Source organism: Nocardioides sp. NPDC000445 (assembly GCF_040300245.1).
Classification (GTDB): Bacteria; Actinomycetota; Actinomycetes; order Propionibacteriales; family Nocardioidaceae; genus Nocardioides.
The window spans coordinates 77,725-90,424 of the sequence record NZ_JBEPDH010000012.1 but is presented as its reverse complement, the minus strand read 5'-3'; the positions used below and the strand labels follow the sequence as shown (position 1 = coordinate 90,424).

Annotated in this window: 13 protein-coding genes; 7 read left to right on the top strand and 6 right to left on the bottom strand. The window is 68.3% G+C overall.

The window, feature by feature from the left end:
* Window positions 1–73 precede the first annotated feature (73 nt).
* Window positions 74–874 (top strand): alpha/beta fold hydrolase, encoded by an 801-nt coding sequence (locus tag ABT304_RS17315; RefSeq protein ID WP_350716956.1) that lies wholly within the window; start codon window positions 74–76, stop codon window positions 872–874.
* 17 nt (window positions 875–891) lie between these two features.
* Here ABT304_RS17315 and ABT304_RS17310 read toward each other — a convergent pair whose 3' ends face one another.
* The gene (locus ABT304_RS17310) at window positions 892–1,389 is read right to left on the bottom strand and encodes an Lrp/AsnC family transcriptional regulator (RefSeq protein WP_350716954.1); all 498 of its coding nucleotides are present in this window, start codon (window positions 1,387–1,389) and stop codon (window positions 892–894) included.
* 114 nt (window positions 1,390–1,503) lie between these two features.
* Here ABT304_RS17310 and ABT304_RS17305 point away from each other — a divergent pair, with 114 nt between their 5' ends.
* The 4 genes from ABT304_RS17305 (at window position 1,504) to ABT304_RS17290 (ending at window position 5,670) form a co-directional block, all read left to right on the top strand.
* Window positions 1,504–2,685 (top strand): trans-sulfuration enzyme family protein, encoded by a 1,182-nt coding sequence (locus tag ABT304_RS17305; RefSeq protein ID WP_350716952.1) that lies wholly within the window; start codon window positions 1,504–1,506, stop codon window positions 2,683–2,685.
* A 71-nt stretch (window positions 2,686–2,756) separates the two neighbouring features.
* Window positions 2,757–3,506 carry a nucleotidyltransferase domain-containing protein gene (locus ABT304_RS17300; protein WP_350716950.1) on the top strand — a complete coding sequence of 250 codons (750 nt, stop codon included), beginning with the start codon at window positions 2,757–2,759 and terminating at the stop codon, window positions 3,504–3,506.
* A 243-nt stretch (window positions 3,507–3,749) separates the two neighbouring features.
* Complete coding sequence (locus ABT304_RS17295; protein WP_350716948.1) at window positions 3,750–5,063, top strand: hypothetical protein; 1,314 nt, start codon at window positions 3,750–3,752, stop codon at window positions 5,061–5,063.
* 226 nt (window positions 5,064–5,289) lie between these two features.
* A complete protein-coding gene (locus ABT304_RS17290) occupies window positions 5,290–5,670 on the top strand; it encodes a hypothetical protein (RefSeq protein ID WP_350716946.1) in 381 nt (126 codons plus the stop codon).
* An 84-nt stretch (window positions 5,671–5,754) separates the two neighbouring features.
* On the opposite strand, the gene ABT304_RS17285 is transcribed toward ABT304_RS17290, so the two are convergent.
* Window positions 5,755–6,759 (bottom strand): 5'-3' exonuclease, encoded by a 1,005-nt coding sequence (locus ABT304_RS17285; RefSeq protein ID WP_350716945.1) that lies wholly within the window; start codon window positions 6,757–6,759, stop codon window positions 5,755–5,757.
* A gap of 307 nt (window positions 6,760–7,066) precedes the next feature.
* Between ABT304_RS17285 and ABT304_RS17280 the strand changes: the two genes are divergently transcribed.
* Window positions 7,067–8,143: a lysylphosphatidylglycerol synthase transmembrane domain-containing protein gene (locus ABT304_RS17280; RefSeq protein WP_350716944.1), complete on the top strand. Its 1,077-nt coding sequence runs from the start codon at window positions 7,067–7,069 to the stop codon at window positions 8,141–8,143.
* Window positions 8,144–8,187: 44 nt separating this feature from the next.
* On the opposite strand, the gene zwf is transcribed toward ABT304_RS17280, so the two are convergent.
* Window positions 8,188–9,630 carry a glucose-6-phosphate dehydrogenase gene (gene zwf, locus ABT304_RS17275; protein WP_350716943.1) on the bottom strand — a complete coding sequence of 481 codons (1,443 nt, stop codon included), beginning with the start codon at window positions 9,628–9,630 and terminating at the stop codon, window positions 8,188–8,190.
* 139 nt (window positions 9,631–9,769) lie between these two features.
* Between zwf and ABT304_RS17270 the strand changes: the two genes are divergently transcribed.
* Complete coding sequence (locus tag ABT304_RS17270) at window positions 9,770–10,636, top strand: GNAT family N-acetyltransferase (protein ID WP_350717138.1); 867 nt, start codon at window positions 9,770–9,772, stop codon at window positions 10,634–10,636.
* Between the two features lie 40 nt (window positions 10,637–10,676).
* Here the strand turns inward: ABT304_RS17270 and ABT304_RS17265 are convergent, their stop codons facing one another.
* The 3 genes from ABT304_RS17265 to ABT304_RS17255 form a co-directional block, all read right to left on the bottom strand.
* A complete protein-coding gene (locus ABT304_RS17265; RefSeq protein ID WP_350716942.1) occupies window positions 10,677–11,237 on the bottom strand; it encodes a Uma2 family endonuclease in 561 nt (186 codons plus the stop codon).
* Window positions 11,238–11,356: 119 nt separating this feature from the next.
* Window positions 11,357–11,629, bottom strand: a complete 273-nt coding sequence (locus ABT304_RS17260; protein ID WP_350716940.1) for a hypothetical protein — start codon at window positions 11,627–11,629, stop codon at window positions 11,357–11,359.
* 123 nt (window positions 11,630–11,752) lie between these two features.
* Window positions 11,753–12,469 carry a helix-turn-helix domain-containing protein gene (locus tag ABT304_RS17255; protein WP_350716938.1) on the bottom strand — a complete coding sequence of 239 codons (717 nt, stop codon included), beginning with the start codon at window positions 12,467–12,469 and terminating at the stop codon, window positions 11,753–11,755.
* Window positions 12,470–12,700 lie beyond the last annotated feature (231 nt).

Below are 12,700 nucleotides of genomic sequence, written 5' to 3'. Positions count from 1 at the left end.
TCAGGCTAGATCGGAACCCAAGGCTGACATTCGTCCAAGACGGCGCAGGCGGCGGCAGGCGATCCTGACGACCATGACTACGTACGAACAGCCGACCACCCACGGTCTCCACCTGCTTCGAGACGGCACGGAGACGGCGCCGCCCGTACTGCTCATCCATGGCTCCGGCGCCACGGGATCGACCTGGCAGCCGATGGTGGCGCCGCTCGCGGATCGGTTCCAGGTCCTCCGGGTCGACCTACCGGGCTGCGGCAGGTCGAGCGCGGCGGCGACCTACGCCGTGCCCGACCAGGCCGAGCGGGTCGCCGCGGTGCTGGACGAGCTCGGCCTCGAGGACGTGGCGGTCGTCGGCCACTCGAGCGGCGGATATGTCGCCACGGCGCTGGCCGAGCGGCGTCCGGAGCTGGTCGGATCGCTGGCGCTGATCAGCACCGGACCGAGCATGGCGGCGCTGCTTCCGGAGCCGGCTCTGGTCAAGCTGCTGACCGGCGCGGCGCTCGGTGCGCTGGTGTGGCCGCTGCGGACGAACGCGCTGCTCCGGAAGGGGATCGCCGCCACCGCCGCCCGGCCGGTGACGATCAGCGACGAGGTGGTCGACGACCTGAGGAGAACGTCGTTCAAGACGTTCCGGGCGATCATGCGGGCGAACCGCGACTACATCGACGAACTGAGCATCCCGCAGCGGCTCGCGAGGCTGGGCCGGAAGCCGTTGGTGGTCTTCGGCGATGCCGATCCGCGATGGGATCCTGCATCCGCGCACGACTACGACATCGTGCCCGGTTCGCGGGTGGCGTACCTCGCCGGCGTCGGACACCTCGCGATGCTGGAGGCGCCGGAGGAGACGGCCCGGCTGCTGCTCGACTTCCTCGGCTGAGCTCGGCTGAGCTCGGCTCACGGGAGCGCGGGGTCGCGGGGGAGCACGCCTGGTCCCTCGCGGAGCTCGAAGACGAGCTGCGTCTCGGTCTGCCGTACGACCCGGTGGACCGTGACGTGCTGGAGGACGAAGTCGCGCAGCGCCTCGGCGTCCTCGACGGCGACGTGGAGGTGGAAGTCGTCGGCGCCGGCGACGTGGAAGGCCTGGATCACGCCGGGGGTCGTGGCCAGGTCGTCGTAGAGCTTCTCGACGTGCTCCTTGCTGTGGCTGCCGAGCCGCACCTTGATGACCGCCTGCAGCGGATAGCCGAGAGAACGGACGTCGACGTCGAGACGGCGGCCGGTGATGACGCCGCTGTCGCGCAGGGCGCGCAGCCGGTAGGCGCAGGTCGACTCGGCGAGGCCGAGGCGCGATGCGAGGGCCTTGTTGGTGAGCTCGGGATTGCTGCCGAGCTCGCCCAGGATGCGGCGGTCGATGGAGTCGAGGGCGGTGGTGGAGGGTTGTTCTTTCGCCAACGGTGACTCCCTGGGACGCGGGCTGAGTTGCTCGAAGATGTCAGTATCAGGCATTCGCTGGGATCTTCGGCAATCGATCTGGCCTGATCTTGTGGTTCCCGCCAGCATCGCACCATGCCGATCGCGAACCACCACCTCGACTCACTCGCCGTCCACGCCGGCCGGGACGACCTGGCGATGCTCGGCGTCCACGCCCTGCCACTGGACCTTTCCTCGACCAACCCGCTCCCCGACATCGAGCGCGGTGGAGCCTCCTACGAGGCCATGGCGACCGGCGGCCAGCCGTTGTCCGATGGCGGGTACGTCTACCAGCGGCTGTGGAACCCCACCGTCGCGCGCTTCGAGTCGGCGCTGGCCCAGCTCGAGCGCGCGGAGACGTCGGTCGCGTACGCCTCGGGCATGGCGGCCATGACCGCCGCGATCATCGCGAGCACGTCCTTCAGCGGCAAGCGCCACGTCGTCGCCGTCCGGCCGCTGTACGGCGGCACCGACCACCTGCTCGCCTCGGGACTCCTAGGTGTGGAGGCGACGTTCTGCGCTGAGCACGAGGTCGCCGCGGCGGTTCGGTCGGACACCGCGCTGGTGGTGCTGGAGACCCCGGCCAACCCGACCCTCGACCTCGTCGACATCGCCTCTGTCGTGGCGGCCGCTGGTGACGTACCGGTGCTCGTGGACAACACCTTCGCCACCCCGATCCTGCAGAACCCGCTCGAGCTGGGCGCGGCGATGTCGCTGCACAGCGCCACCAAGTACATCGGCGGCCACGGTGACGTCGTCGGCGGCGTGATCGCGTGCGACGAGGAGACCGCCGGGCTGTTGCGCCAGGTCCGGGCCGTCACCGGTGGCCTCCTCCATCCCCTCGGCGCCTACCTCCTCCACCGCGGGCTCGCCACCCTCCCGACCCGCGTCCGCGCCCAGCAGGCCGGCGCCGTCGAGATCGCCGAGTGGCTGCAAGGGCACCCGGCAGTCGAGCGGGTCTACTTCCCCGGCCGGGACGACGATCGCGGCCTGGTCGGCAAGCAGATGACCGGCCCCGGCGCGATGATCGCGATCGCCCTGCGCGGCGGATACGAGGCCGCCGCCCGCCTCACCTCGTCGGTGCAGCTGTTCACCCACGCCGTCTCGCTCGGCGGCGTCGACTCCCTCATCCAGCACCCCGCCGGCCTCACCCACCGCCCCGTCGCCGCCCACGCCAAGCCCTCAGCGAATCTCGTACGTCTCTCGATCGGCCTCGAGAGCCCGCAGGACCTGATGACCGACCTCGACGCCGCGCTCTCGGGATCGGCAGCGACCTAGGCGACCCGACCGTCGGCTCGGCCATCGGAACCCTGTTGCGTTCGCGGGCCGTGGTGGTCAGGCTGACTGCCATGACACGCGGAGCACCTGTTGAGGTGGCCGGGCGCCTCGTTCGCGAGCGGTTCCCGGTGGCAGCGCAGGCTTGGCTCGGGGGTTCGGCGATTCGTGGGGAAGCGACGGAGACCTCGGACCTGGACATCACGGTGCTCGACGAGGACGCCGTTGTGCACCGCGAGTCGCTGCGGTTCGAGGGCTGGCCGGTGGAGCTCTTCGTTCACTCCGAGGCGAGCATTCGGCACTTCGTTGCCACGGATCTCGCGCAGCGTAAGCCGACGATGGCCCGCTTGGTCGCCGAAGGGGTCGAGCTGCTGCCGGGCGATAGCGGGGCCGGGATCCGTACGTTCTGTGAGCATGTCCTCGCCGCCGGTCCTGGTCCGTTGTCGAGCGACGCTCTCGACGCGTCTCGGTACGCGCTGAGCGACCTCATCGATGACCTCCGCGGTGCCGAGGCCGGGCCTATCGGCACCGCGATCGCGGTCGAGGCATGGCGGCGTACCGCCGACCTCGTCCTCGCCGCCAACGGATGCTGGACCGGCGGCGGAAAGTGGCTGGCGCGTGAGCTGCTTTCGCTCGATGCGGCCGTCGGAACGAACTGGGCGACGACCCTTCACAGGTCGCTCCAACTCGCGGTTGCGGGGGATACGGCACCCCTGGAGCAACTGGCCGACGACGCGTTGGCCGAGGTCGGCGGCAGGCTCTGGGTCGGCCATCACCAAGTTGCCATGGTCTGCGAGAACGGTGAGATGCCAGGCGGGCAATGACGGATCCACGCCGTCAGCCGGTCCGGGGTGTGCCGGCCGAGACGGAAGCACGGACGATCTTGCAGGCGTCTGCCAAGCTGGACCGCCGACAGCTTCGATCCCGCTGTGCCCGATCGCTGGTGGATCGCCCCCGAACGCCGGCTGAAGCCTTTGCTGATCCGGGTGTCTCCGAATCAATGAGACAACGCCAAGGTCGAGGCCGCTTGTGCTTCCTGTTTCTGCAGGTCAGAGGTAGAATTAGGCATGGAATCAGACCTCGGGAAGACTCCCGTTCACACCCTCCTGTCCGACCTTGCCCAGGCCCGTGTCGACGAGGTCAGGGCAGCCAATGATCGGCTCGTTCTGGTCGCGGCGTATCTGTCCGAGAGGCCGCCGCGGGGACCTGATGATGTGGCCTACGACCACGATCCGTGTCTCCTCGGGGATCGCCGGCTCAGTCTGGCCGGCGAGGGTGCGGCCGAGGTCTCCGAGTTCGCGGTGATGGAGCTCGGTCCGGTGTTGGGGATGTCGTTGGGATCGGTACGTCGCCTTGCCGGTGACGTGGTCGAGCTGGAGTATCGGTTGCCGCGAATCTGGGCGCGGGTCCTGGACTGCTCGGTCGAAGGGTGGCGGGCGCGGCAGGTTGCTGATCTGACCAAGAAGCTCTCCCCGGAGGCTGTCGGCTGGGTTGATACCCAGATCGCACCGGTCCTGCACCAGCGTGGCAGGGTCACGATCAGTCGGCTGGTCGAGAAGGCCCTCGCCTTGTTCGACCCTGAAGCCGCCGCGCTCGCCGCGGAGGAGCGTGCCGACCAGTTCGGTGTCGAGATCGATCTCGACACCCCCATGCTCTTCACCGAGGACCCCGCGAATCTCGGTGACGGCGCGGCCACCGGCCACGCGCACCTCGAGGCCACCATGGATCTGGCCGACGCCGCCGATCTGGAGAACGCGGTGGCCGCGATCGCTCGTGACCTCGGCAACGACGACCGTTTCGGCAGCTGGTCGTTGGGGCGGCGCCGTGCGAAGGCCCTCGGCGAGCTGGCCCGCGGTTACACGGCCGACGCTGAAACGAGCGGCACCGCTCGCGTGCTCCACCTCTACTGCCATGTCGACCAGGGCAACCTTCGTGGCAGCGGCCTGATCAGCGTCGACAACTACGGTGCGATCGTCCCGTTCGAGCGGGTCGATGAGTGGGCGATGGCGCCTGGCACGGTGGTGCGTCCGGTCAAGGTCATCGACCTGAACACCGAGATCACCCGCGAGGGGTACACACCGTCCCCGATTCAGCATGAACAGGCCGCGCTGATCGCTGGTGGCACCTGCGTCTACCCCGGCTGTACCCGCTCTGCCTGGCTGGCCGACACCGAACACCTCGAGGCCCACGGGACCGGCGGCTCGACCACGACGACCAACCTGGCCAAGACCTGCCGCAGCCACCACCGCCTCAAGACCTTCGGCGGCTGGACCTACACCCAACCCACTCCCGGCACCTTCATCTGGCGCTCACCACTCGGCATCGAGTACGCCCGCTACCCCGACGGGACCTACGAACAGCTGGTAGTCCAGGCTGCGTGAGACGCCGTTTGGTTCCACTCTCGTGCCTGGGGCCCAGTCTCGATCCGATACCTCACCTGCCGAGGGAGAGAGACCTGCTTCGGGTCTGCTGATCTGGCTGTCCGAGAAGCGATCTCGGTCCGCTCTGCGGGCCGAACAGCAGGAATCCGGCGAAGCTCGCACTTGCACACGCGAAACCTCGCTACGGTCGAACGAGCGGAAACCACACTCTCGGGAGGCTGCCGCTATGGGAAGGAAGAAGTCTCGGTTCGCACGCTATTTCGGCTACCTGCTGCTTGCCGGCGCGGTGCTTTTGCTCTTCGGGCTCGACGTTGGGCCGCTCATGCTCTCAGGCCTGTTCGTGTTCTGCTTCGTATGGCTGCTGTTCGCTGCGCCGACGTCGTGCGGCGCAGAGATCCGGACCGGCGAGAACTGCCGGAACAACTCCTACGGCCTCCTCGGCGGCTGCAGCATCCGGCAGCACAAGTGGCAGCGCGTTCGTGCCCTCACCCGCATCGACACGGCCCGCAACGCATGCCGCGGCTGGTTCACCGGCCCGCAGCAGCAGGTCGCGACCTGCTCGATGTTCATCGCCGCGTTTGGTGCGTTCGCCGCCCTCTTCAAATAGGAGTCGGGGACGCGGCCATCGCCCGTGAGCACAGCCGCGGCCGAACAGCCGGATGCGATCGAGCCAGCGACATCTCCTGCCGGTCTACGAGACTGTCGAGGCGGGATTCGTGCTCAGCACTCGTTGTGCGACAGCGGTGGTCGCCTCGACGCCGAGGAACCCGACGACGCGGGTGACCCGATCGATGTCGAGCGGAAGCAGGCCGGGGGTGCCGGGGACGTCCGGGGTGAGTCGAAGGTCGAGGTCGTCGCGGCAGGTCATCATCCGCAGGTTGAAGTCGTAGCGCTCCCGGGCACCGGGCGCGGACAGTGCGCGGACGACGCGCGCGCCGATGCGGCGTACGCCGGTCTCGGCCGCCCACGCGTCGAGGACCTCGGTCACCTTCCGCCCGTCGTTGTCGGAGATGTCGGACCAGACACCGTCCATGGGGCCGACTTGGTCCAACAGGGCCGCCGCGGTCTTCTCGCCGATGCCGCTGACTCCGGGCAGGTTGTCGCTGGCGTCACCGCGGAGGGCGGCGTACTCCAGATAGCGAGAGGCCGGCACGCCGTACATCGCATACAGCCGGGCGGGGTTGAGCAGGGGAGAGCCGTTGATCCCGCCGTTGATCAGCCGCAGGACCTGGGTGTGCTCGCTGATCAGCGCGAACGCGTCGCGGTCGGAGGTGATCACGACGCAGTCCCACCCATTGCGGCCCGCCCACGCGGCGCCGGAGGCATTGACGTCGTCGGCCTCGAGGCCCGGGGGAGTGAGGGTGGCGAGCCCGAGGGCGTCGAGCATCGCGCCGGCGCGGCCGAGCTGCTCGACCAGCATCGGGTCCTTCTCGGCGCGGCCGGCCTTGTAGTCGGGATAGGCGTCCCGGCGTACGGAGGCAGTGCGGTCGTCGAGACCGAAGAGCACCGCGTCGGGAGCGAAGGCGTCGATCGAGTCGAGGATCTGTCGCAGCATGCCGTGCAGCGCCCAGGCGGGCCGGCCGGCACGGTCGATCATGCGGGTGTGCGCCCGGGCGTGATGGTTGCGGTGCAGCAGCGACGGGGCGTCGACGACGAGCAGGAGGCGGCGCGGGCTGGGGGAGCTGTTCAGCGACATCGAGCCCATCGTAGGTCTGCTGCGTCCTGGCTCGAGCGAGGCCTGCCGGTCGGCATCGGGGCGAATGGCGCGAGATCGGGGACGAAGGACACTCCCCAGCGCCGCGCCGTCGGAGCGAGATTGGTCTGAGCCCTCGGAAGTCGGCGTCGTCGTCATCGACGAGGGCCCGGATCTGGAAGGGAGCCGGACTTGCCAGGTACGTCGCCACCCGAGCGGTCGCCGGCTCGAGCACGTCGTGACGCTGTGCTCACCCTCGACGTCGGCGGTCCCGCTGGCCTGTTGGGTCGCTGATCAGGCGGGGCGGCGGATGCACCGAGAATCCTCATCCGGCGGGACCGACCGAGCAGGGCGCGAGCGCGGCCCAGCTGCTCCGCTGTGGTCCTGGCTTCGCCGCGTCGGACTGCTCCTCGTCACAGTCGTGGCGATCGAGTACGTCGCGGTCGACCTGATCACCGGTGCGCGCCAGTCCTGGACCTCGGTCGGCACCGCCGCGCCGCTGGTTCTGGTCCTGGCCTTCGCGCTCGAGGCCGCGTCCTTCGGCTGCTACAGCGGCCTCACCCATGCGCTGCTCCCCCCTGCCACGCGTCCGCCCTACCTGACCGTCCTGGCGATCGACGTCACCGGCAACGGCTTCAGCCACGTCGTGCCCGGCGGGGGAGCAGTGGCCGCCGCGTTGCGGTTCCGATTGCTGAGCCGGGCCAAGGTCCCCGCGGCGGACGCGGTCGCTACCGGAGCCGTGCAGTACGCGGTCACCGTTCTCTGGCTGGTCGCCGCCTTCATCCTGGGTCTGATCACCGCGGTGCCCCTCCCCGGCACCCATCCTTTCCTCAAGACGGCCGCGATCCTGACCGTCGTCCTGGTCGTCACCTTCGGCGGCCTGGTCGCGGTGCTGATGGTGCGTCCGGACCAGGTCGTGACGGTCACTCATACGCTCGCTCGTCGGCTGCCGCTGATCCACCCGACGGCGTTCGAGAGGCTGGTGCGCGCGATCATCGACCAGGTTCATCTGGTGCTCGGCAGCCGCGCACAGGGCCGTCGGACGCTCCTGTGGGGGCTGGGATACTGGTCGTTCGACGCGGCCAGCCTCTATCTCAGCGTCCTTGCGTTCGGGGACGCCCCGAACCTTGGCGGACTGATCGCCACCTACGCACTGGTGTCACTACTCGCCCTGTTGCCGATCACTCCCGGCGGCCTGGGGCTCGTGGAGGGTGTCGCCGTGCCGGTCCTGGTGTCCTTCGGGACTATTCAGGACGCCGCCCTCCTCGGTGTCCTGACCTGGCGGCTCTTCGGGTTCTGGCTGCCCGTGCCCGTTGCCGGGGCGACGTACCTCTGGCTTCGCGTCCGCGTCCTTCCCCGCATGTCCCGCGATCACGGACCTGGCTGAGTCTGGCTCCGGACTCCGCGAACCGGCCGATCGCGTCGCCCGGTCTACGTCGAGGTGGTCCGGCCCAGCCGCCAGCCGCCGATCGGCAGCTCGAGCGCCGCCTCGGGGCCCCAGGACCCCTGCGGGTAGCTCTCCACATCGGGCCGGTGCTCGAGGACCGGCTGGCAGATCTCCCACAGCCGCTCGACCTCGCGCGCGCTGGTGAACAGGGTCCGGTCGCCGTTCATGACGTCGAGGATCAGCCGCTCGTACGCCTCCAGCGGTCCGGCGTCCGGCGCGTCCCCCGCGAGGTCGAGGCGGAAGACGCCCTCGGTCAGCGCCATGCCGGGGCCAGGCCGCTTGGCACGTACGTCGATCTCGATCCGAGGGTCGTCGCTGAGCTCGATCACCAGCTCGTTGGGCTCCGAGGAGCCGGAGTCGGCCGGCTGCAGCCAACGGTGGCGCGGGTCGATGAACCGGATCGTGATCGTCCGCCGCCCGGCCGCGAGCGCCTTGCCGGTGCGCAGGTAGAACGGCACCCCGCGCCAGCGGTCGTTGTCGATCCACGCCTCGATGGCGACGTACGTCTCCACATCGGAGTCGGCGGCGACATCGGGCTCCTCGCGATAGCCCTCGTACTGCCCGAAGACCACGCGCTCGGGGTCCAGCGGCCGCACGGCCGCGAAGGCGGCGGCCTTCGCCGCGCGGATCGCACCCTCGCGGAAGGCGTGCGGATCCTCCATCGCCACGAACCCGAGCAGCTGGCACAGGTGGGTGGTGACCATGTCGCGCAGGCACCCGGTGCCCTCGTAGAAGCTGCCGCGACCCTTGACGGTGAGCTTCTCCGGTACGTCGATCTGCACCGACTCGATGCTGTGCCGGTTCCACGCGGGCTCGAAGAGGCCGTTCGCGAAGCGCAGCGCCAGCAGGTTCTGCACCGCCTCCTTCCCGATGAAGTGGTCGATCCGGAAGATCTGCTTCTCGTCGAACGCCTCGCTGAGCACCGCATCGAGCTCGCGCGCTGAAGCCAGGTCCGTGCCGAACGGCTTCTCCGCGACCAGCCGGCTGCGGACGTTCAGCTGCTCGCGGTCGAGCATCGCGACCATCGGCTCCACGGCCTGCGGCGGCACGGAAAGATAGAGAAGGCGCTGTACGTCGCCCAGGGTCTGCCCGCTCGCCAGCGCCAGCCGGTCCTCGGCCTCGTGCACCGCCTCCGCCAGCGCCTTGCCGTCCTCGGCGGAGGAGGCGACGAAACGGATCCGCTCCAGCAGCGGCCGAGCCACGGTCTCGTCGACCTCCCCGACGAACTCCTTCAGCGCCTGATGCACGTGGCTGCGGAAGTCTTCGTCGGTGCCCGGCGAGCGCCGCCCGCTGCCGATGATTGCGAGCTGGTCCGGGAGCCGCTTCGCCAGCGCGAGCCGATACAGCCCGGGGAACAGCTTGCGCGCGGCCAGGTCGCCGGTCGCGCCGAAGAGAACGAGTACGTGCGGGGCTGGTTTGGAGGACACATCCTTAGTCAACCACTCGCGGTGATGTTGTCCGGTTCGCGCACGACGACACTGCTGAGAATCGGGGGTTCGTGCGCCCCATCGTCGGTCGCGGCTGCCGTAGCATCGGAGGCAGCGAGAGGAGTTGGTCGCGGTGGCCATGCAGACCTCGACGGCGAGGCCGTACGCCGAGTCGGACCTTGACGAACTCGTCGAACTGCTGAGGAAGAAGGAGCCGATCCCGGGACAGCCCCGAGTGTCTCCCGACATGGTCCGTGCCGCGCTCGATGGCACCAGCCCCATCGACGGCGGTTGGTGGGCCGAGCTCGCGGATCTTCGGCATCTGGTTGTCCCCGTCGGCGAGGGGTTGGCCGGCGCAGTTGCGGTCGGTACGTCGAAGACGGACGGTGCCGGCTATCTGCTGTGGTTGGCCGCCGATGACCAAGACACCGTAAGGACGTTGATCGCCGCAGGGTTGAAGGCGTTGCGGGGCACCAAGGTGCAGCGCGCGTTCTACTTCGCCACAGCGCTCGACGAGGGTATGGAGGGGTTGCCGATCCATCTACGTCCCACGGTCCATGAGGCCCTTCTCGCCAGCGGTTTCTCCGACGAGGACATGTGGGTCTACATGCGGCGAGATCTCACGCCGTCAGACCCACTGCTCGCCGACGATGATCTCGCCGCCGCGTTCTCCGTCGCTGAGGCCGAAGATCCTCAGACATGGAGGATCACAGCCGATGCCGGGCCCGACGAAGGAGTCGTCGAGGTCGGACTGCTGCCATCGGGCACAGGCATCGTGGAATGGCTCCACGTCGACGACGTACATCGTGGTCGCGGCTTGGGCAGAGCCGTTCTCAGCGTCGGGTTGCGACATCTCGTATCCCTCGGCGCTACCGAGGTGATCCTCTATGTCGATCACGATGCCCCAGGCACCGAGCGGGACCGCACCGCCGCTTTGGCGCTATACGAGGCGGTGGGGTTCGAGGTCGTGGATCACCTGCACAGCTACGAGCGCATTGGTTGGTAGGCACCGCCGATTGCACCCGTCCCCAGTCCTCCAGCGATTCTCAGGGGAGGTCGATCTCCAGCGGGAAGGGCTTGGTGACTCGAAGCGTGTCGCGGTGGATCCCGGTGGGCAGGTAACTGCGAGTCACGGGGTCCAGCTCGTAGACGTAGACGACTGCGTGCCCGCGCTCCTCTTCGACGAGCCAGAAGCTCGAGATGCCTGCTTGCGCATAGCGGGTCGGTTTGGCGAGGCGGTCACGTTGGGCGGACTCGGGGGAGACGATCTCGACAGCCAGTGCGACCTCGGCAGCGTTGACGAAGGTGCGGTCGTCGTCGACCGGGTTTGCGGTCACCACCAGGTCCGGCTCCGGCCGGGTCCGATCGTCGAGCTTGATCGAGAACTCAGCCATGACACGACCCGGGTCCTCCGCCAGCTTCAGCAGTGCGAACTCGAGGGTGCGGATCACGCGATGATGCCAGGCGCGTTGCGGTGCTGTGTTGAAGACCAGCGCCCCGTCCCAGAGCTCTGTGTGTCTGGGGGCGTCGGGGAGACGGTCGAGGTCGTCCGCGGACCAGCCTTCAGGTTCTGGTGGGACCACCCAGTCAGGAGGCGACGCCGTCATGAGGTCCGGAGTAAGAAAGGCAAGGTCCGATGTGTTCATGTGAAAGTGGCTCGGAGCCCAGAATCAGGTGGAGAGCAAGCGACTGCCGTGCCTCGCGCGTGGTCCTGAAGCAGACCAGGCTAGGCGTCCGTGTCAGCGTGTCGCTTCTGCAGCAGGTCGTGGAACCGCGCGTACGCGACGTAGTAGTCATCGATCATCTGCTCGAAGATCGGGTCGACCACATAACCGACCGCCGAGAGTTGTCTCTTGTCCATGAGGCCGAAGATGACCTTCTCTCCGGTCTTCGTCAGTTTGTGTTTCACCTTGTCAGCCGCAGGAAGGCGTTCAGTCTTCACAGCTCCGTTGCCGGTGACCTCGTCGCCGATCGATTGAACCGAGAGTTCTCCGGTCACCTCGGCGCCGTACCTGTTGTTGACGTACGCGACCGCTAGATCGTGAGCGATTTGATCCATGTTCACGCCCCGAATTCTCCGTCATCGATCGAGACATGTGCGACCTTTGCGGCCGACGCGTGGTCAAAGGTAGGTGTCGACCAGCGCAAGCGCTCTGTCGGCCGCAGTCCGATCGAGATCCCCGCAGAGGCGTAGGCCCGAGATCGCGATGCTGCGGATGACGCCGTCGTCGACGGGGCGCCCGGCCTGACGCATGGCGATGACGACCTCGGCCAACTGGAGGAGAAGGGCGCCGATCGGGGTCGAGCCCCAGGCGTCTTCCGATGTCGAGCCGCCACGCGGAACGGCGTTGGCTGCGAAACGCTCGTACGCATCGCTGAGGTCGGCGCGAGCACTCGCGAACTCAGCGAATGCGCTTGTGGACATCACGTCGGGCAGGTGTTGTAGGAGCCCGATGTTGTGCTTCGCATCGGCGAGGGTGCGTACGTCGATGAGGAGCAGGAGGCACAGGGCGACATCCCAGCCGAGCTCGGCGGCATCGGCCTCGAGCTGCTCGATCCGCGTCGTCGTCGGTCGGATCGTTCGTTTCAGCAGCTCGCGGAGGACGGCCTCCTTCCCCGCGAAGTGATAGTAAAGAGACGCCTGCCGGATCCCGACGGCGTCGGCGATCTCTCGCGTCGACGTGGCGGCGTATCCGCGTCTGACAAACAGTCGGGCGGCGTGATCGATGATCTCGTCGTGCGGTGAAAGTCCTCCTGCGGCCGCTCCGGTGTGTCTGGGACGGCCAGCTCGCAGGCCCCTGCGGATGACCGGGTCCGGGTACGCCGATTGTGCGCTCATAGTTCGATAGGTTGGGCGATAGTTGTTGATCTCGGGAGATGCCGCCTGCTGAACTGGTGTGGTTAACCCCGACTGACCAGGGAAAACGCTGAGTGTCGAGTCTCGGAGGCGGGCCATGACGAGCAGGTTGCGTGATGCGCGGCTGCGTCGGGGCTGGTCACAGATGCGCTTGATCAGCGAGCTCCAGGCTGTCGCGGCTCGGCGCGGTGCAGCCCTACCCGAGACGTCCGT